General features: G+C 57.1%; 17 protein-coding genes and 2 pseudogenes. 15 read left to right on the top strand and 4 right to left on the bottom strand.

The features are described 5' to 3' along the window. Positions 1-184: 184 nt before the first annotated feature. Together MWC30_RS13435 and MWC30_RS13430 are read right to left on the bottom strand one after the other, a co-directional pair. Positions 185-712 (bottom strand): hypothetical protein, encoded by a 528-nt coding sequence (locus tag MWC30_RS13435; protein ID WP_244084706.1) that lies wholly within the window; start codon positions 710-712, stop codon positions 185-187. A 120-nt stretch (positions 713-832) separates the two neighbouring features. Then, the gene (locus MWC30_RS13430; protein ID WP_244084705.1) at positions 833-1741 is read right to left on the bottom strand and encodes a hydroxymethylglutaryl-CoA lyase; all 909 of its coding nucleotides are present in this window, start codon (positions 1739-1741) and stop codon (positions 833-835) included. A gap of 484 nt (positions 1742-2225) precedes the next feature. On the opposite strand from MWC30_RS13430, the gene MWC30_RS13425 reads away from it, so the two are divergent. The 5 genes from MWC30_RS13425 (at position 2226) to surE (ending at position 6023) form a co-directional block, all read left to right on the top strand. Further along, complete coding sequence (locus tag MWC30_RS13425; RefSeq protein WP_244084704.1) at positions 2226-2555, top strand: ferredoxin family protein; 330 nt, start codon at positions 2226-2228, stop codon at positions 2553-2555. A gap of 85 nt (positions 2556-2640) precedes the next feature. Further along, on the top strand, positions 2641-3783 hold the full coding sequence (locus MWC30_RS13420) for a 2-oxoacid:acceptor oxidoreductase subunit alpha (RefSeq protein WP_244084703.1): 1143 nt from the start codon (positions 2641-2643) through the stop codon (positions 3781-3783). 16 nt (positions 3784-3799) lie between these two features. Continuing rightward, positions 3800-4642 carry a 2-oxoacid:ferredoxin oxidoreductase subunit beta gene (locus tag MWC30_RS13415; RefSeq protein WP_244084702.1) on the top strand — a complete coding sequence of 281 codons (843 nt, stop codon included), beginning with the start codon at positions 3800-3802 and terminating at the stop codon, positions 4640-4642. Positions 4643-4708: 66 nt separating this feature from the next. Beyond that, on the top strand, positions 4709-5293 hold the full coding sequence (locus tag MWC30_RS13410) for a 2-oxoacid:acceptor oxidoreductase family protein (RefSeq protein WP_244084701.1): 585 nt from the start codon (positions 4709-4711) through the stop codon (positions 5291-5293). Continuing rightward, positions 5271-6023, top strand: coding sequence for a 5'/3'-nucleotidase SurE (gene surE, locus MWC30_RS13405; RefSeq protein ID WP_244084700.1), 753 nt, complete (start codon positions 5271-5273; stop codon positions 6021-6023). The genes MWC30_RS13410 and surE overlap by 23 nt, the downstream gene beginning before the upstream one ends. 548 nt (positions 6024-6571) lie before the next feature. On the opposite strand, the gene MWC30_RS13400 is transcribed toward surE, so the two are convergent. Both MWC30_RS13400 and MWC30_RS13395 read right to left on the bottom strand, forming a co-directional pair. After that, positions 6572-7555 carry an SPOR domain-containing protein gene (locus MWC30_RS13400; protein WP_244084699.1) on the bottom strand — a complete coding sequence of 328 codons (984 nt, stop codon included), beginning with the start codon at positions 7553-7555 and terminating at the stop codon, positions 6572-6574. Positions 7556-7567: 12 nt separating this feature from the next. Next, positions 7568-8758 carry a pyridoxal phosphate-dependent aminotransferase gene (locus MWC30_RS13395; RefSeq protein WP_244084698.1) on the bottom strand — a complete coding sequence of 397 codons (1191 nt, stop codon included), beginning with the start codon at positions 8756-8758 and terminating at the stop codon, positions 7568-7570. A 529-nt stretch (positions 8759-9287) separates the two neighbouring features. On the opposite strand from MWC30_RS13395, the pseudogene MWC30_RS23000 reads away from it, so the two are divergent. From MWC30_RS23000 to MWC30_RS13340, 10 genes and pseudogenes are all read left to right on the top strand, one after another. Then, positions 9288-10016 (top strand): annotated as a pseudogene (locus MWC30_RS23000) (FAD-dependent oxidoreductase); the annotation flags it as partial. Continuing rightward, a complete protein-coding gene (locus tag MWC30_RS22760) occupies positions 10017-12506 on the top strand; it encodes an FAD-dependent oxidoreductase (protein ID WP_368860851.1) in 2490 nt (829 codons plus the stop codon). It begins immediately after the preceding pseudogene. A 139-nt stretch (positions 12507-12645) separates the two neighbouring features. Beyond that, positions 12646-13065: a hydrogenase iron-sulfur subunit gene (locus MWC30_RS13380; RefSeq protein WP_244084695.1), complete on the top strand. Its 420-nt coding sequence runs from the start codon at positions 12646-12648 to the stop codon at positions 13063-13065. After that, positions 13062-14189 (top strand): (Fe-S)-binding protein, encoded by a 1128-nt coding sequence (locus MWC30_RS13375; RefSeq protein ID WP_244084694.1) that lies wholly within the window; start codon positions 13062-13064, stop codon positions 14187-14189. Before MWC30_RS13380 ends, MWC30_RS13375 begins: the two co-directional genes overlap by 4 nt. A gap of 69 nt (positions 14190-14258) precedes the next feature. Then, complete coding sequence (locus tag MWC30_RS13370) at positions 14259-14426, top strand: FAD-dependent oxidoreductase (RefSeq protein ID WP_244084693.1); 168 nt, start codon at positions 14259-14261, stop codon at positions 14424-14426. 75 nt (positions 14427-14501) lie between these two features. Then, positions 14502-15806 (top strand): 4Fe-4S binding protein, encoded by a 1305-nt coding sequence (locus MWC30_RS13365; RefSeq protein WP_244084692.1) that lies wholly within the window; start codon positions 14502-14504, stop codon positions 15804-15806. Between the two features lie 96 nt (positions 15807-15902). Further along, positions 15903-17576: a CoB--CoM heterodisulfide reductase iron-sulfur subunit A family protein gene (locus tag MWC30_RS22675; RefSeq protein ID WP_269467789.1), complete on the top strand. Its 1674-nt coding sequence runs from the start codon at positions 15903-15905 to the stop codon at positions 17574-17576. A gap of 165 nt (positions 17577-17741) precedes the next feature. Next, positions 17742-18479 (top strand): annotated as a pseudogene (locus MWC30_RS13350) (hydrogenase iron-sulfur subunit); the annotation flags it as partial. Between the two features lie 184 nt (positions 18480-18663). After that, positions 18664-20331 carry an NAD(P)-dependent oxidoreductase gene (locus MWC30_RS13345; protein ID WP_244084690.1) on the top strand — a complete coding sequence of 556 codons (1668 nt, stop codon included), beginning with the start codon at positions 18664-18666 and terminating at the stop codon, positions 20329-20331. Positions 20332-20387: 56 nt separating this feature from the next. Further along, entirely contained in the window at positions 20388-21275 is an 888-nt protein-coding gene (locus MWC30_RS13340; protein ID WP_244084689.1) for a hypothetical protein, read from the top strand. Positions 21276-21423: the final 148 nt, after the last annotated feature.

Here is a 21423-nt window from a genome sequence, read left to right as displayed (position 1 = left end):
GATCGATCTGGAGCAGGGACACCCTGCCCATTGATTCTGTCTCTATTGCGGTAAGGCGCTGGGAAGATAGAATATTCTTGTTCAGACGGCCAGATCCCACACCGGTGGGACCACAGCCTTTGCGATCATCATACTTCATTGAACAGCAAAATGCACCCCTCAAAATGCACTGTCGAGAGTCGGTCTATTGTTCCACCCTCACTCTCGCGCTGACCCTGTTGGTTTCCCTCATCTCGCCATCGACTTCATATTCAGCGTAGCACTCGAGCTTATTGTAGGCCTGCTGGATGTTGCGAGACTGGATCTTCACGATGAACCTTCCGGGAGTCTCATCGTAATTGACGCTCACCACGCCGGCACAAAAGAGGGGCGACGATGCGGAAAATTTTCCTTCAGCCAGCCACCGTGCGCAACTGGAACCGATGGGGGCGTTGTCCTGGACTTCCGTGGCATAACAATAGAGTGAAGGTGATTTTACGTTGGTCGTTTCCGCAAACCACCGGAAGCAAGCCCTCTTGATCTCGGGTCTGCCCTGCGCTGCAAACGTCACGACCACATCATAGGGAAGATCTTCGCTGATGACTTCAGGCATATCCACCCGAATCAGCCTCAACTCTCCAGACCTCAATTGCAGCTGCTGAGTGGTAGCACAAGAAGATACGAGGGACAGAGCGACCATGACCGACAAGATTATCCCTGCAATTGATTTCATAATCCATTCCCTTCTTCAAGTATTTTCGAGCTGATGTCAGGTTATTCACGATACCGGAACGACAACTGAGCCGCACGCCCGACCTCAGAACATCCATCCGGCCTTAAGCCGCACTCAAATCTAGGAGCAACATAGCGATCGCGCATACCGACCGGGCAGGAGACGGCCAAGCTTCTTCTCCAAATCCAGGACAATCTTACCGACCTGCACCAGGGAGACGCCCATGGGAATTCCCATCGATTCAAACAGATGAACGACGTCTTCCGTAGCCACATTACCCGCTGCGCCAGGAATGAAGGGGCATCCTCCGAGCCCGCCGCAGCATGCATCGAATCGGCTGATCCCCAGACTCCATGCAGCGTAAACATTGGCCAGGGCAAAACCATAGGTATCATGGAGATGCAGAGACAGAGGAAGATCGCAAACCCCTCTGACTCTGGAGATCAATGCCTGGATCTGCTTCGGATTTGCCAGGCCGGCCGTATCCGCCAGATTGATCTCATCCACTTGACATTCTTGAAATGTTTCAAGGATACCCGTAACGCGCTCAGGGGGAACCATACCTTCGAATCGACATCCGAAAGCGTTCATGACCCCCGCCTGAACCTTCATCCCATGGCTCTTGGCCTTGTCTACGAGCCCCCTGCAACGCCTCAGGGATTCGTCCACGGAGCAATTGCTGTTCTTTCGGCTGTGGCTCTCACTGGCGGAAACAAATACGGAAATATGCTCCATCCGGCAGGCCAGAGCCCGCTCCAAACCCTTCTCATTGAGCACCAGAGCCGAATAGGTCACTCCGGGATAATGTTCTATGCGGTGGAAGAGCTCCTCGGTGTGGGCCATCTGGGGCACACGGTCCGGGTTGACGAAGGAGCCGATCTGGATTCGCGGAAAGCCGCATGCGGACAGAGCATTCACCAGTGCCACCCGTTCGTCCAGAGTGAAGGGGGTCGATTCGTTCTGAATCCCGTCCCGTGGCGCATTTTCTTCGATGAAAACCGAGTTTTCACCGCCGGTTCGTTCTGTCATTGCACGTTTTACGCCTTGAAAAGGGGCTGCCATACAGAGTCCCATCGATAACCGAACCTGTTCTTTAGCACAATCACGCTGCAAATGCCTGACAAATGAGAGCGGGCGGGCAAAAGCATTCTCATTTCCTTCATCTCTCAAGCCCCTTCCTGGATTCAAGGAGCTTACCAGTCCAGAGAAAAGAATCGTGCCGCATTTTCCCGCAGCAGCGCCTGCCGGGACTCGACCATTTCTCATGAGAGTTGAACGATTCTTGCCTGTAAAATACCGGAAAAGTGTGCTCTTTTCAAAGCCCATGTGCACACCGGGCGGCAGAAGGTAAGAGAGCGACCGTTGAAAGTGATCTTTTCCGGCCGAAGGTTTTTGCCTGGAAAAGTTGCACCTCCGAAGGCCCTCCTCATTGGCCAATTGCCGGTTGAAAATGATACCGAATTGGGCTAATGGACTTTGGAAGCAAATGAAAACCAAGAGCTCGAGGAAAAGCATGCCCCACGAGAATCCCCTGGAAGAAAAGAAAGGCGGACCGGATCAAGGCACTCAGGCCGCCTCGGAACGCGAAGATGCATCATCCCCGGCCTCTCCAGCCGGCAGGAAGTGCTACGACATCGATATTTTCAGGGACTGGTGCAAGTCCTGCGGCATATGCGCTGCATTTTGTCCACGCGACTGCATTGAACTGGACCAGGACGGATCGCCCTTTGTAAAAGATCCGGATCGCTGCACCGGCTGCGGCTGGTGCGAGCTGCACTGCCCCGATTTCGCCATCAGTGTTCGGGCTCGGAAAGCGGGCAAGCCGTCAGCGCAGGAAGACTGAAGCTCATCCTTTTTTGTGTCGATGGCTGAAGTCGATGGAGTTGTACGGAGGTCTGAGAAGCTAAAATAAGGAGACGAAGAGTTTCATGGCAACAAAAAACGCGGGGCGCCAGGTCCTTCTCCAAGGAAACGAAGCCATCGTGGAAGGTGCGCTCGCCGCGGGATGCCGATTTTTTGCCGGCTATCCCATAACGCCGGCGACAGAGATCAGTGAAGCCATGTCTTACCGGCTTCCGGGGGTGGACGGCACCTTCATCCAGATGGAGGATGAAATCGCCAGCATGGGAGCCGTGATTGGAGCGTCTCTTGCGGGCGTCAAGGCCATGACGGCCACCAGCGGGCCGGGATTTTCCCTCATGCAGGAAAACCTGGGGTTCGCCTGTGTGGCGGAAGTGCCCTGCGTCATTGTGGATGTGATGCGAGGAGGCCCCAGCACGGGGATTCCCACTCATGTGAGCCAGGGCGATGTCATGCAGGCCAGATGGGGCACTCATGGAGACCACCCCATCATTGTCCTGGCGGTCTCTACCACTCAGGATTGCTTCAGCATCACCGTCAAGGCCTTCAATCTCTCGGAAAAGTACAGGACCCCGGTTATCATTCTGGCGGACGAGGTCGTCGCCCACACGCGCGAGAAGATCAGGCTTCCACATCCAGGCGAAATAGAGGTTCTGGACCGCATCCGCCCCAACATGCCCCCCGACTGGTACATCCCCTATGAAAACAACAGCCGGGGAGTTCCTCCCATGAGCAGCTTCGGAGAGGGATACCGGTATCATGTCACGGGACTCATCCACGATGTGCGCGGCTTTCCTACGGAGCGCCCCGATGAGATCGTCCCCTTCATGAACAGGATCTTCAGGAAGATCAATCAACACTTTGCCGACATTCAAATGGTTCATGAAGAATCGACGGAAGACGCAGAGGTCCTCGTGGTGGCCTATGGCTCCGTGTCCCGGTCGGCGCGTCGGGCTGTGCGCGAAGCCCGGCAGAGAGGGGTCAAAGCCGGACTGGCACAGCTCATTACCCTTTGGCCTTTTCCCCGGCAGACCATGGAGCCCCTCCTCCGAAAGGTGCGGGCAGTCCTGGTTCCGGAGCTCAACATGGGGCAGATGTCGCGGGAAATCAAACGCATCAACCAGGGGATGACGAGGATCGAGACTTTGAACAGGATCGACGGGACCCTCATTACCCCCGCGGAAATTTTCGCCCGTCTGGTGAAGCTCTAGAACGGGAGGAGCGGTTATGGCGGAAGACACCAAACTCGTTTACAAATATCTCCGACATGACAAGAAATTTCCTCATGTCTGGTGCCCCGGCTGCGGCAACGGGATTCTCCTGGGAGCCCTCATCCGCGCCATCGACCGGACAGGACTGGAAAAAGACGAGATTGCCCTCGTATCGGGCATCGGCTGCTCGGGCAGGCTTTCCGTCTATGTGGATTTCAACACGGTCCATGCCACCCACGGGCGAGCCCTCACTTTCGCCACGGGCATCAAGCTGGCCAAGCCCAAGCTCCATGTCATTGTCATCATGGGGGACGGCGACGCCACCTCCATCGGGGGGAATCATTTCATCCACGCTGCCCGGCGCAACCTGAACCTCACCGCTATCGTCGTCAACAACAACATCTATGGCATGACGGGGGGACAGTATTCACCGACAACCCCTTACGGAGCCTTATCGACCACATCCCTCTACGGCAATATCGAACAAGCCTTCTCCATTGCCGAACTGGCGGGCATGGCGGGGGCGAGCATGGTGGCGCGAGGCACGGTCTATCATGCCAGTCTCCTGGATGAGCTCATTGAAAAGGCCATTCTGAAGCGGGGCTTTTCCGTCGTGGAGGTCATCAGCCACTGCCACACGCAGTATGGCCGCAAGAACAAACTGGGAGGGGCGGTGGAGATGCTGCGCTGGCAAAAGGATTCCGCAGTCCGTCTGGAGAAGGCCCGCTCCCTCAGTCAGGAGGAGATGGAGGGGAAGTTTACCATCGGTGTGCTCGTGGATCGTGACCTTCCTGTTTACACCCAGGAATACAGAAAAGTCAGAGAAGCTGCCAAAAAGATGATGGCTCGCCCCTCCTGATGGGGGCTCCATCGGAGGGCTTATCCCACCGCTGCGGTTTAGGCGGAGAGGAGAGGATTTATCCCCATGACACGTTACGAAGTGCGGCTGAGCGGCTCCGGAGGGCAGGGGCTCATCGTCGCGGGAATCATCCTGGCAGAAGCTGCGGGTGTCTACGACGGCAAATGCGTCTGCCAGACCCAGAGCTACGGCCCGGAGGCCCGCGGCGGCTCCAGCAAGGCGGAAGTCGTCATCAGCGACGAGGAAATCGACTATCCCAAGGCTATCAAACCCGACGTGCTTCTCGCCATGAACCAGAAGTCCTGCGACACATACATTTTTGATCTCAAGCCGGACGGGATCCTCATCGTAGATTCCACCTACGTCAAGCAGGTGCCTTCCACGCGAGCCCTCGCCATTCCCTTCACACAAATGGCAAGAGACGACGTGGGGAAGGAAATGATGGCCAATATCATAGCCCTCGGGGCTCTGGCAACCCTTACAGGCGTCGTTTCCCTCACCAGTCTGGAAGCGGCCGTGCTGGCCCGCGTCCCCGTGGGTACGGAAGAGCTCAACAAGAAGGCGCTCGACATCGGCATTGAAGCCGCCAAGAACCTTCCCAAAGAAAACGCCGAAAAAGAAGTGTCCTATGAGAATTCTCTTAACGAATGACGACGGTATTTATGCCAAAGGCATTGAAGCCCTGTACCTCTCTCTGGTCAGGGATCATGAGGTCACGGTGGTTGCACCGGAAACCGAGCAGAGTGCGGTGGGGCATGCCATCACCTGGCTCCATCCCCTTCGCGTGGGGTCGGTCTACCGCAATGGAAGCTTTTTCGGTTACGCCCTGGACGGGACACCCGCAGACTGCGTCAAAATCGCCGTCACGGAGCTCATGAAGCCCCCGCCGGAGCTGGTGGTCTCGGGCATCAACCTGGGGGCGAATGTGGGGGTCAATGTCATCTATTCGGGCACCGTTTCGGCCGCCACCGAAGGCGCCGTGCTGGGAATTCCCTCCATAGCCGTTTCCATCGATTCGTTCACCACGAGGGATTTCAGCGCCGCCACGCATTTCATCCCGCGCCTGATTCGGAGGATCGAGGAGGAGGGGCTCCCCAGGGGAGTTTCCCTCAACGTCAATGTCCCCGACATTCCGGCAGAGAGGGTGAGAGGCGTGAAAGTCACTCACCAGGGCATCAGGCAATGCCTGGAAAGCTACGATCAACGGATGGACCCTCGCAACCATGTCTACTACTGGCTGAAAAACTCTGCGGTGAAGGAAGATCCGCACCCCTCGGCCGATTCCAACGCCATCGCGGAGCACTACATTGCTGTAACGCCCATCCATTTCGACCTGACGCACTATCCTTTCCTTGAGAAAGTCAAGGCTTGGGATTTATAAGTGAAAAACTTTCTCCTCGGATATTTGGCAGGAAGGGATCCTTTCATTGAATGGTGAGCAAAAAAAATGCCGGTTCCATCCGGAACGGCGGGCCAGAATTTTCTGCACCAAATTCGAGCATGGTTACTGCGAGGAATGCATGGAAGCGGGCATCGCGTGCAGCGACCCCAAGTTGTACTGCCGGCATCGCACCAGCTGCGTCATTTGGGAGCTGCAGCGCGGGAGAGCAAGGCAGGAAAGAGAAAGATCGAACGAAAAAAACAGCTCGCACGAATCCCCGTCCGCGGGGGTATGAGACAACGAGAGGCGGTCCGCCCCCCCTCGGAGAGCGCGGGGAGCATCCGTCAACGTACTTGAATCAGCTCATTTTCATCATTCAGGCGAAAACTTGAATCCGGTGAAAAACAAGCCATTGGCAACCCGGTTCTCACCGGGGCGACGTCCAGCCACCGGCAAGATTTGCCGTCACCGGGGCGTCGCGCCACTGCAGCGCAGCCGACAACCTGTGATCCACTGGGGAGAGAAACCTTGAAGCTCCTGCCACCGCGTCAGGGGCTCGAGGGGACCCTGATGATCATGGGCTTGACTTTTTCTTCATGCTTGATCTGTTCCACCTGGGTGCTGGCCTTGGAGACATCGGCCACGGGGGCCAGCTGTACGACATATATCGTTCCCAGCTTGGGATGTGTGGCCGGCTTCATCTGGACCTGGTAGCCTCTTTTCTGCAAGTTCTGCTGCATCTCCTCGGCATTCTGCTTTTCTTTGAAAGACCCCACCTGCACGGCATAGGCTCCCCCCTCCTCCTTGGCAGGCGAAGGCTTGGCAGGGGCAGGAGTATCATCAGCCGGCGACGCCGGAGCAGGGGGAGCGGTCGTCTTTACCATTTTCTTGGGCGCTTCGGGGGGCACGACAGCCTGCTTCTTTTTCAATTCGCCCGGGGAGGGCACAGGAGGCGCCGTGGGCTTTTTTGCCACGGAAACAGGTGTTTTATCCTTCGGGGGGGAGGCCTCTGGCTTTTTAGTCACCGGAGACTGGTCGGAAACCGCGGGGCCAGGAACCGGCTCCTTCGCCACGGTGGATTCGACAGGGGGAGATTTGGGCATTTCCACCCAGTTTTGAGCCTTTTCCGTATCCTGAGCAGCGCTTGGTGGAGCTGCAGGGGGTGCAGCACCGGGAACTGTCGGGTGAGACTGCGCGGTCGCTGCCGGTTCCGGCGTTGGTGGGACGGGCGCCACCTGTGTGGCGGGGGACGGCGTATTTCCCGTGCCGGTCACGTCTTTAGCCGTTTCCTGCTTTTGTCCTCCATCCGGTTGAAGCAGCTCCAGAGACCTCGGGATCTCCTTCACCACAATGCCCCTTTCAGAGTCGGGCTTTTTGACGGCTTCCCGGCTTTCCTTGCCACGACGACTGAACAGGGGAGTGATGAGCACCAGAACCATGAGACTTACGGCCGCCCAGAGGAGAAGCTTGGCATAGGACCGGCTCCCTCCCCCGGAACGCACATTTTTTTGCACGAAAATTTTCTTTTGCATGAGCGCCACTCCTCAGGATGCGTCCCGTGCCCGCACCAGAGCCCTCCGAAAAGCAGGCAGGGAATTCTCAATGGTGCGATCATCCACACAGTAGGCAATTCGGAAATGACCGGGTCCTCCGAAACCGCTTCCCGGCACGACGAGAACATTTTCTTCCTGAAGGAGTTTAACGAACTGCACATCGTCTTTCAATGGACTCCTGGGGAAAAGGTAAAAGGCTCCGGGGGGAACGGTCAACTGGTAACCCGCCTGGAGAAGACCTTCCGCCAGCAGATCCCGTTTGCGCTTGTAGATTCCCACGTCCACGCAAATTCCCTGAAGATCCGCAATGGCTCTTTGCATGAGACTGGGAGCGTTTACAAATCCCAGGATGCGGTTGGCCAGGGAGAGAGCATTGATGAGATTCGGCGCATCGTCAGCCTGGGGAGAAACCGCCACAAAACCGATTCTCTCCCCGGGAAGGGAGAGGTCCTTGGAATAGGACGTCACAACGAGGCTGTTGGTATAAGCTTGAAAAATGGAGGGGACAGGGGTGCCGTCGTAGACGATTTTACGATAGGGCTCATCCGAGACCAGGTAGATGGCGTGGCCATATTCCCGGCTCTTGCGGGACATGATTTCCCCCAGTTGCTGGAGGGATGACTCGGAATAAATCTGCCCCGTGGGGTTATTGGGGGAGTTGATGAGGATGATCTTGGTTTTGGGGCCTATGGCTTCTGCCATGCCTTCCAGATCGAGGGTGAAGTCCTCCCGGACGGGCACCGTCTTCAGCACCCCTCCATGGTTGTCGGCGTAGAAAGCGTATTCCACGAAATAAGGCGTTGGGGAGAGGATCTCGTCCCCCGGATCCAGAAGCGATTTAAAGACAATGTTGAGAGCGCCCGCTGCGCCGCAGGTGACGACGAGGTGCTGAGACTCGATGGCGACGCCATATTCGCCGGACAGATACGCAGACAGGGCGGAGCGCGTCCCGAGGAGTCCCGCATTGGGCATATACGCGTGCAGGTTTGGCTCATCCTTGTTCAAAATTTCCAGGAGCTTCTGCTTGACGACTTCGGGTGGCGGCACATTGGGATTCCCCAGGCTGAAATCAAACACTTTGTCTTCGCCGTGGATCTTTTTAAGTCGGGCGCCTTCTTCAAACATCTTACGGATCCAGGACCCGCTCTCCATAAACTGGAGCATTTTCTTTGCCACCGCCATTTCCGTTCCTCCATAGCCTCATTGAATTTTTGTGGAGCCTGTCAGGCTTGCGCTCATTGACTGAAGGGTCTATCAGCCCTTCAAAATACTATATGTGAGAGTACTCTTCCGATGCAAGCACTAAGAACCTTCAGAACTGCCGCCGTCGGGGGAGTGTAAATCGACGGGCACGGATTTTCAACGGGTGCGGTGGGCGGCTGAAAAATCAGCCTGGAGAGATTTCATGCCTATTGCAACAGATTTCATTTCATGTAAAATCGGAAATGTTGATCATTCTTTCACGTTCATATAGAATATTCCATTGCGCACTGTTCCTGTAGCCGACAGAATTGGTCATTTCCCTGGGGAGATTCCCTTTGCTTCCCTGGATTTCCACACTGTCAGCATCGTATCAACAGACATACTGAAAATCTGGTTTTCAAACCTATTGGCAGCACGGGTTATTGGAATGCGAGAGCTAGAATGAGGGTCAGGCCGGGGTTTCAGGAACCGCCTTTCGCCTCGAAATCAACTTTGCTCGGGAGGAACTATGACGACCAAAGAGCTAGGCAGTAGCACCATCGGTTCGGTCCTGGTCATCGGTGGAGGAATCGCCGGAATGCAAGCGGCCCTGGACCTGGCCAATTCAGGTTATTACGTGCATCTTCTGGAAAAAGGTCCGGCCATTGGCGGCGGCATGTCCCAACTGGATAAGACTTTTCCCACCAACGAATGCGCCATGTGAATCATCTCCCCCAAGCTGGTCGAGGTCGGCCGGCACCTTAACATCAACCTTCTCACCAATTCCCAGTTGGAAAGCCTCGGCGGTGAAGAGGGCAATTTTCAGGCGAAAGTTCTCCAGAAGCCCCGGTACGTGGATCTGGACAAATGCATCTCCTGTGGAGCCTGCGCTGAAAAGTGCCCCACAGTCGTCATCGATGCCTACAATGCGGGACTCGGGAAACGCAAAGCCATTTTCAAATATTATGCACAGGCCATCCCCTCGGGTTATGCCATCGATGCGGAAAACTGCCGTCAGTTGGGACACGGCAAAAAGTGCGGGATATGCGCCAAGGTCTGCCCTGCCGATGCCGTCAGTTATGATCAGAAAGAGCAGGTTCTGGACCTGAACGTCGGCGCAGTGATTCTCGCCACGGGATTTCAGGCCTTCGACCCGAGCTCATTCGACACTTACGCTTACGCGAACCACCCCAATGTGGTGACGGCCATGGAATTCGAGCGCCTCCTGAGTGCCGGAGGCCCGACGGCGGGTCATCTCATGCGGCCTTCCGAAATGTCCTTGAAAGACGAGATCGCCGCCGCGGAAAAAGAACTGCAGAAAGCGGAACGGCAGGCCAAACAGCAGGAGGAAAAAGAGGGCAAGCCCGTTCCCGAAAGTCAGGAAAAGCTGCAGCTCCTGCAGTCCCAGCTGGAAGCCTTGAGCACCAAAATGGCCGGCGCTCATGAGCCCAAGAAGATCGCATGGCTGCAGTGCGTGGGGTCCAGGGACATCAACCACTGCGACAACGGCTACTGTTCCGGTGTCTGCTGCATGTACGCCATCAAGGAAGCCGTCATCGCCCGGGAGCACGCCAAAGGCGACCTGGATGCGGCTATTTTCTACATGGACATGCGGACCTACGGGAAGGAATTCGAACAGTACTACAACCGGGCTAAAGACAACGGTGTGCGGTTCATTCGCTCCCGCGTTCACAGCATCGACCCCGTGGGCGACACAGGGAATCTCCGCATCACTTTTGCCAGCGAAACCGGAAATATGATGGAAGAAGAGTTCGACATGGTGGTACTCTCGGTTGGATTGGAGTCCTCCCCCGAGGTGCGGTCGCTTGCTGAAAAGCTCCAGGTCGAGCTCGATCATTACCATTTTGCAGCGACGAACAGCTTCACACCGGTGGCGACTTCCCGCCCCGGCGTCTATGCCTGCGGCGTTCTGCAGGGCCCCAAGGATATTCCCCTGGCGGTGATGGAAGCTTCGGCGGCGGCGGGCGCGGCGGCGAGCCGTCTGGCATCCGCTCGCAACACCCTGGTCAAGGAAAAGACCTTCCCTCAGGAGCGTGACGTCAGCGCGGAACCGCCGCGCATCGGTGTCTTCGTGTGCAACTGCGGCGTCAACATTTCCAGCGTCGTGCGGGTTCCTGAAGTCGTGGAATACGCCAAATCCCTTCCCAACGTCGTCTATGTGCAGGAAAACCTTTTCTCCTGCTCCCAGGACGCTCAGGACAAGCTGGTGAAGGTCATCGAGGAACAGAACCTCAACCGGGTCGTGGTGGCCGCATGCTCACCCCGCACTCACGAGCCCCTGTTCCAGGAAACCCTCCGCAACAGCTCCCTCAACAAGTACCTCTTTGAACAGGCCAATATCCGCGACCAGTGCTCGTGGGTGCATGCATCCGAGCCCGGCAAAGCCACGGAGAAAGCCAAGGACCTGGTTCGTATGGGCGTCTCCCGGGCGGCTCTCATCGAACCGCTCCCCATGCCCTCGGTGCCCGTGAACCAGTCGGCGCTCGTAGTGGGTGGAGGCATTGCCGGCATGGTGACCGCCCTGACTCTGGCCAAGCAGGGTTTTCGGGCTCACATCGTCGAGGAAAAGGACCGGTTGGGCGGCCACGGCTTGAAAATCCACCGCACCTGGAAAAACGAAGATGTGCCCGCCTTCATGGAGGAGCTCAGCCGGGAAGTGACCAGCCATCCTTCCATCCAGGTGCACCTGGGATCCAAGGTGACCCAGGCCGCGGGCTACGTGGGCAACTTCTCGACGACCATCAACTCCAACGGCGAGCAGAAAAACATCGACCATGGCGTCACTATCCTGGCTACGGGAGCCCATTCCATCAAGCCGGAAGAATACCTGTACGGCAAGAATCCACGGGTTTTCCGCTGGCACGAACTGGAAGAGGCGTGGGACACCGACGTCGTGAAACAGGCTCAGAGTGCGGTCTTCATCCAGTGCGTGGGGTCCCGTGAGCCCGACCGGCCTCACTGCAGCAGAATCTGCTGCACGTTCTCCGTCCAGAGGGCGGTGGAGCTCAAAGAGCGCAATCCGGAGATGGATGTCTACATCCTCTATCGCGATATCCGCACCTACGGGGAACGGGAAGATCTCTACAAGGAGGCGCGCAAGCGGGGCGTTATTTTCATTCGCTACGACCTGGAGCACAAGCCGGTCGTCGAGGAAAACGGGGGCGGGCCACTCCGCGTCACCGTCCTGGACCACGTCCTCCAGCGCCCCATTACCCTGACTCCCGATTTCGTGACCTTGGCGAGCGCCATCGAAACACGGGGCGCGGAGGAACTGGGTCAGCTCTTCAAGGTGCCCCTGAGCCAGGACAAGTTCTTCCTGGAAGTGCACATGAAGCTCCGCCCCGTCGATTTCGCCACGGACGGGCTCTTTGTCTGCGGTCTGGCTCACTATCCCAAGTCCATCGACGAGAGCGTGGCGCAGGCCCAGGCGGCTGCAGCGCGGGCTGCCACGATTCTCTCCCGCAAGAGCATCGAAGTCGAAGGCGTCGTGGCCAACGTGGAAGAGAGCATGTGCCGGGGCTGCGGCAAATGCGTGGAGGTTTGCCCGTACGGTGCACCCCAGCTGGTTCAGATCGGCGAGGGGGATGTCAGCGTCTCGCACATTCAGGAGGCGCTCTGCAAAGGCTGCGGAGCCTGTGCCGTAGCCTGCCCGACGGGAGCTGCCGCCATCCGCCACTTCAACGACCGCGAAGTGCTCAGCATGGTGGAAGCGGCCCTTTGCCAATAAAGTCGCTCCGAAGAGGAATGCCCGGGGCGGATAACAGGATGTGCCAACAGCCTCGGGCGGCCTCTCCCAGGAGACCCCTTGCGTAGCTTAGCCATGGGACATGGTCATAATCTGCGAAAATAGATGAGGAAGAGACATTATGAGTACGGAGTTTGAACCCAAAATCATTGCCTTTTGCTGCAACTGGTGCGCCTACGCCGGTGCGGACCTGGCAGGAGTCAGTCGACTGCAATATCCTCCCAACATTCGAGTGATTCGAGTCATGTGCTCCGGACGCGTTTCTCCGGATTTCATCCTCAAGTCCTTTCAAATGGGAGCAGACGGTGTGCTGGTGGCCGGCTGACACATCGGCGACTGTCATTACCTGGACGGTAATGAAAAGGCAGGCCGTATGGTGGAGATGACCCGCGAACTGATGCGCCTCATGGGCATCGACAATGAACGTCTGGAGCTGCAATGGATTTCATCGGCCGAAGGCGGTCGCTTTGCCGAAATTGTCACCTCTTTCACCGATAAGATCAAAACGCTCGGGAAATCCCCCCTTGGAGTCGCAGCATGAACATAGAAGAAGCCGTCAAAAAGTATCAGACATTCTATTGTCTCGACTGCGGGGTCTGTACCGGGAGCTGTCCGGTATCACGGGTGCAGCCCAGCTTTTCACCCCGCATCATTGTGGAAAAGGCCTTGCTTGAGCTGGGCGATGAGCTCCTGCACGACCGTGAGCTCTGGTCCTGCCTGACATGCGGGCGCTGTTTCGAACGTTGTCCGACGAACATCAATTTTCCCGAATTCATGCGCGCCCTGCGGGAAGAAGCCTTCAAAGCCGGTACGACTCCGCTCCTGGCTCACCACGGGATGCTCCAGACCATCATGGAGCTCCAGACCCAGGGCATCCATCAGAAGAAGACGGGCTGGGCTCATGAAGCAGGGAAAGTGGCCGAAAAAGGGGATACCTTCTTCTTTGTGGGGTGCATGCCCTATTTTGACGTCATCTTTCGGGACATCGGTGTGGACAGTCTCACCACCAGCCGCCAGGTCATCAAGATCCTCAATGCAGCGGGTATCGAACCTGTGGTCTCCGACGAGGAAGCCTGCTGCGGCCACGACATGCTGTGGAACGGCAAACCGGAAGTCTTTCAGAAGCTGGCTCAGCACAATGTGGACCTGATTCGCCGCTCGGGAGCCAAGCGGGTGGTTTTCAACTGCCCGGAAGGCTATTACACGTTCAAGCATCACTATCCGCAATACGTCGGGGAATTGGACTTCGAGCTCATCCAGTTTTACGACATGGCGGAGCGCCTGGTCTCCGAGGGTGCATTGAAGCTCCGCAACGGGAGCGGGGTCTACACCTATCATGATCCCTGCCGTTTGGGGCGTATGGCCAGAATCTTCGAAGGTCCCCGCAATATCCTCAAGCAGGTTGCCGACAGCCACTTCGTGGAAATGGAGCGCAACAGGGAAAATGCGGTGTGCTGTGGAACCAGCGGATGGGCCAACTGCTCCACCGGGTCCAAGCAAATCCAGGTGGAACGTCTGAAAGAAGCTGCAGCAACGGGAGCCGACACACTCATCACGGCCTGCCCCAAATGCCAGATCCATTTGAGCTGCGCCCTGAGCAACATCGATCTGCCTTTGCAGATCAAGGACCTGACAACCCTTATCGCTGAAACCATGGAGGCATGAGCCCTTGCAGACGGTCTTTGGTGTCTTCCATGATTTGATGAATGGTTCCCAATCCGAAAGAGGTGCATTGTGAGCAACGACGTAATGGTAATCGGCGGAGGAATCGCCGGGATTCAAGCTGCCCTGGACCTGGCCGAAATGGGTATCCAGGTGCATATGGTCGAAAGGCTCCCCAGCATCGGCGGCAAGATGGCGCAGCTGGACAAAACCTTTCCCACAAACGACTGTGCCATCTGAATTCTCTCGCCCAAGCTGCTGGATGTCGGTCGACATCCCCGCATCAATCTCCTTGCCTACAGCGATGTGGAGCAAGTGAGCGGCGAAGTTGGGGCTTTCAAGGCAACCATCCGAAAGAAAGCCCGCTATGTCAATCAAGACCTGTGCACCGGCTGCGGCTCCTGTGCGGAAAAATGCCCCACCATGGTGGTGGACGCCTACAACGCCGGCATGGGGAAGCGCAAGGCCATTTACAAGTATTTTCCCCAGGGGATTCCGTCTGTCTTTACCATCGACGCCCCTGAATGCCGTCAGCTGGGACAGGGAAAGAAATGCGGCGTCTGTGCCAAAGTCTGCCAGGCCAAGGCCATCGATTTCGACCAGAAGGACGCCATCATCGAGATCGAGGCGGGGGCCATCATCCTGGCCACCGGTTACGACGTTTTCGACCCGTCCGTCATCCCCGAATACGGGTATACAACCATCAACAATGTCGTCACGGCGCTGGAATTCGAACGTCTCCTGAGCGCCAGCGGCCCCACGGCGGGGCACCTGGATCGTCCTTCCGACCTTCTCATGGAAAAGGACCTGGAAGAAGGCGAAAAAGAGGTCAAGAAGCTCGCCCGGCAGGTGAAGTCCCTGGAAGACAAGCACGGGAAGACTTCGGCCGACGTTGTGGCGGCGGTGAAAAGCGGGAGCGCAGCGGTTGACGACGAGCTCATCCAGTGGGCTCAGGCGGCGGAAAAGCTCGCGGCCCTCGAAGAGCGCGTCGCGACACTCCAGAAGAAGACCGCAGCCGTTCAAACGGCCAAGAAGCTCGCCTTCATCCAGTGCGTTGGCTCGCGTGACTTCAGGTTCAATCGTTTCTGCTCTTCCTATTGCTGCATGCATTCCGTGAAAGAGGCCATGATCGCCAACGAGCACGACAATGCGGTGAATTCTTCCATCTTCTGCATGGATCTCCGGGCAGTCGGGCGAGGCTTCGAGGAATACAAGCTCCGCGGCGGCAAGCAGGCCAATATCAAGTACGTGCGTGGACGCGTCGCGGAAATCACCGAGGATGAAGCGAACAACCCCATTGTCTGGTATGAGTCCACCACGACGCAGAAGGTTGAGCATGAAACCTTCGATATGGTGGTCCTTGCCACCGCATGTGTTCCCACGGAAGGGACCGCGAAGGTTGCGGAGCTTTTCGGTGTGGAACTGGAGAGCAACGGATTTTTTAAAACACATCCCCTGGCTCCTCTGAACACGACGCGGCCCGGCATCTTCACCTGTGGCTGCGCCCAGGGGCCCATGGATATTCCCGAGTCAGTGGCTCAGGCGAGCAGCGCTGCGGCCCGGGCGGCCGAGGTCGTTGCCCCGCTGGCAACCGTCGAGAAGCAGAAAGCGGTGGGATAATCTCGAAATGCAAGCGGCAAGCGGAGGAGGGTCGTGCCCTGAGCGGCCTTCCCTCTTCCCGGCTTCTGGCCTTTCACTTCATCATGAGGTGCTCAATTGGCTGATAAAATTCGCATCGGAGTCTTTGTTTGCGACTGCGGCAGCAACATCGCCGGCTACCTGGACGTGAAGGAGCTGGCTGAATACGCCAAGACCCTGCCCAATGTCGTGTACGTCAAGGAAAACCTTTATACCTGTTCTGAATCCGGCATCAACGAAATCAAGGATGCCATCGGCAAGGAAAATCTGAATCGCGTCGTCGTGGCTTCGTGCACACCCCGCACCCACGAGCCCCTTTTCCGCGGGACGTGCGGTGAGGGGGGACTCAATCCGTATCTCTTTGAAATGGTGAACATTCGGGACCAATGTTCCTGGGTGCACATGCAGGAAAGAGAGCGGGGAACAGACAAGGCCAAGGATCTCATCCGCATGGGTGTGGCCAAGGCAGCCCTGCTCGAGCCGCAGGAGCCCATCCAGTCCCAGATGAACCCCAACGCCCTCGTCATCGGGGGAGGCATCAGCGGAATGACAGCCGCTCTGGCCCTTGCCAACCGCGGGTATGAAACCACCCTGGTGGAAAAATCGCCCCAATTGGGGGGACTCCTGCTTCGACTCGACAAGCTGGCGCCCTCCGACATGGATGCGGCCACTTTTGCGAATCAGCAGGCGGAGCTGGTCAAAAAACATCCGAAAATTCACCTTTTGACCTCCGCCGAGGTCGATGCCGTCGCAGGGTACATCGGCCATTTCAATGTCTTCGCCAGGACCGCTGACGGCGAGGAGAACTTTGACGTGGGCGTCATCGTTGTCGCCACCGGCGCCCAGGTGCTGCAGCCCACGGGTATGTACGGCTACGACGGGAAAACGGTCATCAATCAGCTCGAACTGGAAGAGCGGTTCAAGGCCGGTACCTTCAGTGCCCAAAACGTGGTCATGATCCAGTGTGTGGGAGCACGCAACGAAGAGCGCAAATACTGCTCCCGGATCTGCTGTATGGTGGCCATCAAGAACGCCATCGCCATCAAGGAGCTGAGCCCTTCCACCGGCGTGCGTATTCTCTACAGAGACATCCAGGCCTACGGCATGGAAAACGAGGCGCTGTTCCAGAAGGCCAAGGAGCTGGGCGTCCTCTTCATCAAGTACGATCCGAACCATCCGCCCCGAGTGGAATCGGACAAGGTCATGGTCCAGCACCATCTCCTGGGCAGGGAGCTGGCGCTTCCCCAGGATTTGGTGGTCCTTTCCACCCCCCTCATCGCCGGGGAGGACAACGAAACCATTTCCAAGCTGCTGCGCGTCACCCTGGACGAGAACAAGTTCTTCCTGGAGGGGCACGTGAAGCTCAAACCCCTCGATTTCGCCACGGACGGTATCTACCTCTGCGGCAACGCCCATTATCCGGCGACAGCAAGGGAAGCCATCTCCCAAGCCCTCGGCGCCGCCTCCCGTGCATCCATTCCCCTTTCCAAGGGAGTCATGACGGCGGAGCCCATCGTCTCCACCCTCGTGGACGAGGATGCCTGCCGGGGATGCGGACTCTGCGTGGCCCTCTGCCCCTACGGCGCACTGGAAATCCAGCACACGGAAAAGGGCCGTAAAGTGAAGGTCATCCCGGTGGCATGCAAAGGCTGCGGTGTTTGTGCCGCTACATGCTATCAACATGCTCTGTCCATCAATTCTTACACCGACCAGCAGGTCACAGAGCAGATCAAGGCGTTCCTGCGCGGATGATTTCCGGCCCGTGATGATTTGAAGTTTGGATTTGCGGATCTCTGATCCCCAATGGATGTCTTAAAGATTCACAGTCTTTCGCGCTGTGAGGAGGAGAATGTGATGTCAGAATTTACTCCGAAGATCCTGGTTCTTTGCTGCACTTGGTGAGGTTACGCTGCGGCTGACTTCGCTGGAGTTTCCAGGATGCAATATTCGACGGATATCAGGATCATCCGGCTCATGTGTACCGGCCGGGTGGATCCTACGATGCTGGCGGACGCTTTTCTTGAAGGAGCGGACGGTGTTGTTGTGGTGGGATGCCATTTCGGTGACTGTCACTACATCAGCGGCAACTATCAGGCCAAGGTCAAGGTGGGATTGGCGACGCGCGCTCTGGACTACGCAGGCCTCAACCCCGAAAGAATTTCCTTCAGCCAGTGCTCGTCGGCGGAAGGCGACCGATTTGTCAGCATCATTACAGGATTCGACCAGAAGATCAAGGAAATGGGTCCCCTGGGAAGCGCCGACCGCCTCCCACTTCCCAAGTTGACGGAAAAGATTGCCATCGCCAAGACAGCCCTCGGCAAAGAAAAGCTGCGCTGGGTCGTCGGAAAATTCACGGAATTCACCACTACCGGAAACAAGTACGGCGAGAAATTCACCGACCATGAAATGTGGCGCACCCTCGATACCATTGTCATGGACGAACTGGCCACCTTTGAAATCCTTTCGGAAATGCAGAAAGCCCCGGCAGCTGTCAAGGACCTGGCCGCCCGGCTGGAGCTTCCTCCACCCCACGTGCTGAAATACGTGCTGGCATTGCAGCGCCGCGGGATCGTGAGTCTGGCCGGCATCGAAGGCAATTCACCCCTTTATCAGGTCGCCGAAAAGTCGGCGCAGCAGACAGCCCACGCTGCGTGAGCCAGGGACCAAAATGAGCAATGGTTAAAACCCCGGAGCGCTCCCGGGCGGTGCGGCAACCTTCGCCGCACCGCTCCCGCCTCTCCGTCAGCCACTGACAGGCCGCTTGGCGACAGTGGCTTGGAAGGCGGGGAAAGGGGCGCTGCCCGGATGGTTTTCTCCTTAACATCTGGAGGATGCGACTGTGTCAGGTAAACGAGTCATAATCTTTGGGGGCGATCCGGCTGGCGTTGCGGCAGCGTTGGAGCAAGCCGAGGCCGGCATGCAGGTGACCCTCGTCGAGTCCTTTCCGGGGCTGGGCGGGGAATGCATCCCGCAAACCCGGATCATATCGGGAGATGACGCTTTTGTGGATCCCAACATGGAAGCCGTCCTGCGCCACCCCAACATTCGAGTCATCGACAGTGCTCAGGTGCAAAAGACGGTAGCCAGCAACGGAAATTTCCAACTGAAGCTCAAGCGACGCACACCCCGTGTGGATCGCGAAAAGTGCAACGACTGCAAGGCGTGCATCAAAGTCTGCCCGATTCACATGTATGACGATTTCAACGAGGGCGTTGGGTTCCGCACCGCCATCGACTATTTCAACCCGAGAACGGGCTACAACATTTTCAAGGAAGACATGCCCATCTGTCAGGCCACCTGCCCTGCCAATCTGGACATCCGGTCTTACGTCGGCCTGATTGCCGACGGGAAATACGCCGAATCTCTGGCCAAGATCCGCGAGAGACTGCCTTTTGCGCTTTCCATCGGGCGCGTGTGTCCACATCCTTGTGAGACCGCATGCAACCGGGGCTACATGGATGAGCCCATTTCCATCTGTACCCTCAAGCGCTATGTGGCCGACTATGAAATGAAGGAAGATATCAAGGCCCCGGTGGAAGTGCCCGACGAATTCCACAAGGAAAAGGTCGCCATCATTGGAGCCGGCCCGGCGGGTCTCACGTGCGGCTATTTTCTGGCGAAGGCCGGTTACAAGTCCGTCTGCTTCGAGGCTTTGCCCGAGCCGGGCGGTATGTTCCGCTACGGCATTCCGGAATATCGCCTCCCCACCCCCACCCTCATGCGGGAAATCGACTGGATCTGCTCACACGGCATCGATCTGCGCTGCAACACCCGTATAGGAAAAGACATCTCCTTCGAACAGATCCAGAAGGATTTCGACGCGGTGTTTCTGGGTGTGGGTGCGCATCTCGGTATGAAGCTGCAAATCAAGGGCGAGGATATGAAGGGCGTCGTGGACGGCGTCGATTTCCTGCGTGACGCCAACATGGGCAAGCCTGTCAATGCCAAGGGCAAAGTCATTGTCATCGGCGGCGGCAACGTGGCCATGGATGCGGCCCGTGTGAGCTGGCGCGCCGGCTTCGAAGAAGTGCATGTCCTCTATCGCCGCACCAAGAAGGAAATGCCCGCCAGCCCATGGGAAATCGATGCTGCCGAACATGAAGGTGTGAAATTCCAATACCTGGTGGCACCCATCGAAGTTGTGGGAGAAAACGGCCAGATGAAGGGGCTCAAGTGCCTCCGCATGGAGCTTGGAGAACCTGATGCCAGCGGCAGGCGGCGCCCGGTTCCCGTGGAAGGCTCGGAATTCATCGTGGAAGCGGAAACCCTCATCCCGGCCATCGGTCAGCGGCCCGACCTTTCTTTCGTTCCCGATGGCAGCGGCATAGACATCACACGCTGGAACACCTTCGCCGTCAACCACTCCAATTACATGACCAATGTTCCGGGTGTGTTTTCCGCCGGTGACGTGGAAACCGGTCCCGATATCGCCATCAAAGCCTGTGCAGGCGGCAGGAAGGCTGCGGACGGCATCGTTCGCTACCTCCGGTCCAAAAGAAGCAAGTAACGGCCCGTGCATGCCGGCAAGAACAAGAGTTCTAGATCTCTTTTAGAGAGGTTACAATGACATACGAAAAAAAAGGTCGTTACATCGTCGAATTCCAGGATATTCCCAAGGCACGTCAGCATCACATCGAGATTCCCGTTGAAGAGCGAATAGGCAACAACAACGAAGTGGAATTGGGATTTGATGAAGAGAGGGCACTGAAGGAAGCAAAACGCTGCCTGAGCTGCCGACGATGCCTGGGATGTGCCCTGTGCTGGGCTGAGTGTAAACCTGAAGCCATCAACTTCGAGATGCAGGACGAATACCTGGACCTCGAAGCGGATACCATCATTATCTCTCCCGGTGTGGAAAGGCCCTTGAATCGCGTGGCTCCTCACCTTGGATTGGGCAAGAACCAGAATGTCATGACAGATCTTCAGATGGAGCGCATGCTCAGTCAAACCGGACCCAGTGGGGGTCTCGTTCTGCGTCCCTACGACGGCGAAATTCCCATGAGTGTCGCATTTGTCCAAGGCTACGCCTCTGCATCACCGCAAATGCATAAATCGGCTCTGTTCCTGGGGATCAACGAAGCCATCCTGGTGCGTAGAAAGCTTCCGAACGCCCAGATCAGCTTTTTTGCTCAGGATCTCGCCGCTTTCATGGAAGAGCAAAAAGATGCCCTGAAGGCTCTCGACAAGATTGAAGTCCGTGAAGCCGCCGTTACGGCCCTGGAGCCACTGGAAAGCCAGAGCCTTCAGCTGACCATCGGCAGCAACGGCAGCCAGGAAACCAAATCTTTCGATCTGGTGGTGATCCTCACCCAGCCTCAGCTCGCTCCCGATGTCAAGAACCTCAGCAAAAAGCTGGGCCTCGATATGAGCTACGCGAGCTTCCTGGCTCAGGAAGGGTCCGGTCTCATCAGCACGGACAAAGACACGCTCAAGCTGACCGCCATTCTTTAGGCCGAAGACGAATCAGCGCGTCCGAACTTCTCCAACATGAAGGGGATACAGGTCATGCCTGTGTCCCCTTTTTATTCTCCGCAGCTTGCGCAGTGATTATAAAACCTGGCGTTTTCCAATATTTTATACCCGCTGACGTCAGTGCTTG

The organism is Desulforhabdus sp. TSK (assembly GCF_022836495.1).
In the GTDB taxonomy this organism is placed as follows: domain Bacteria; phylum Desulfobacterota; class Syntrophobacteria; order Syntrophobacterales; family Syntrophobacteraceae; genus Desulforhabdus.
The sequence above is the reverse complement of the archived record's forward strand: the minus strand, read 5'-3'. Positions and strand labels throughout refer to the sequence as shown.